The organism is Virgifigura deserti (assembly GCA_003576685.1).
In the GTDB taxonomy this organism is placed as follows: Bacteria; Pseudomonadota; Alphaproteobacteria; order Dongiales; family Dongiaceae; genus Virgifigura; species Virgifigura deserti.
On record QOZR01000033.1, the window covers coordinates 1 to 1199 of the forward strand.

1 protein-coding gene is annotated in these 1199 nt (G+C 67.6%); it reads left to right on the forward strand.

All coding sequences use genetic code 11. The features are described from left to right. The first annotated feature begins 4 nt into the window (after positions 1-4). The gene (gene tuf, locus DT069_RS24460; protein WP_119462959.1) at positions 5-1195 is read left to right on the forward strand and encodes an elongation factor Tu; all 1191 of its coding nucleotides are present in this window, start codon (positions 5-7) and stop codon (positions 1193-1195) included. The last annotated feature ends 4 nt before the right edge of the window (positions 1196-1199 follow it).

Here is a 1199-nt window from a genome sequence, read left to right on the forward strand (position 1 = left end):
AGCGATGGCGAAGGCGAAGTTTGAGCGGACGAAGCCGCATGTGAATGTCGGGACGATCGGGCATGTCGATCACGGCAAGACGTCGTTGACGGCGGCGATCACGAAGGTCCTGGCGGAGACCGGCGGGGCGACGTTCACGGCGTACGACCAGATCGACCGGGCGCCGGAGGAGAAGGCGCGCGGGATCACGATCTCGACGGCGCATGTCGAGTACGAGACGCAGAACCGGCACTACGCGCATGTCGACTGCCCGGGCCACGCGGACTACGTCAAGAACATGATCACCGGGGCGGCGCAGATGGACGGGGCGATCCTGGTGGTCTCGGCGGCGGACGGGCCGATGCCGCAGACCCGCGAGCACATCCTGCTGGCGCGCCAGGTCGGCGTGCCGGCCCTGGTGGTGTTCATGAACAAGGTCGACATGGTCGACGACCCGGAGCTGTTGGAGCTGGTCGAGCTCGAGGTCCGCGAGCTGTTGAGCTCGTACGACTTCCCGGGCGACGAGATTCCGATCATCAAGGGCTCGGCGCTGATGGCGCTGGAGGACAAGAACCCGGAGCAGGGGCACGCGGCGATCCTCGAGCTGATGCGGGCGGTCGACGAGTACATTCCGCAGCCGGAGCGGCCGAAGGACCGGCCGTTCCTGATGCCGATCGAGGACGTGTTCTCGATCTCGGGGCGCGGCACGGTGGTGACCGGGCGGGTCGAGCGCGGCATCGTCAAGGTCGGCGACGAGGTCGAGATCGTCGGGCTGAAGGCGACGGCGAAGACGACGGTGACCGGGGTGGAGATGTTCCGCAAGCTGTTGGATTCGGGCGAGGCGGGCGACAACATCGGGGCGCTCTTGCGCGGGACCAAGCGCGAGGAGGTCGAGCGCGGCCAGGTGCTGGCGAAGCCGGGCTCGATCACGCCGCACACCAAGTTCAAGGCCGAGGCCTATATCCTGACCAAGGAGGAGGGCGGCCGGCACACGCCGTTCTTCACCAACTACCGGCCGCAGTTCTACTTCCGGACGACGGATGTCACCGGGATGGTCAACCTGCCGGCCGGGACCGAGATGGTGATGCCGGGCGACAACGTGTCGATGGAGGTCCAGCTGATCGCCCCGATCGCGATGGACGAGGGCCTGCGCTTCGCCATCCGCGAGGGCGGCCGCACCGTCGGCGCCGGCGTCGTCGCCCAGATCATCGAGTAAGGCG

What these genes read in the sequence shown, in the direction of transcription:
- tuf (WP_119462959.1), top strand. Translation starts at nt 5, where the DNA reads ATGGCGAAGGCGAAGTTTGAGCGGACGAAGCCGCATGTGAATGTCGGG.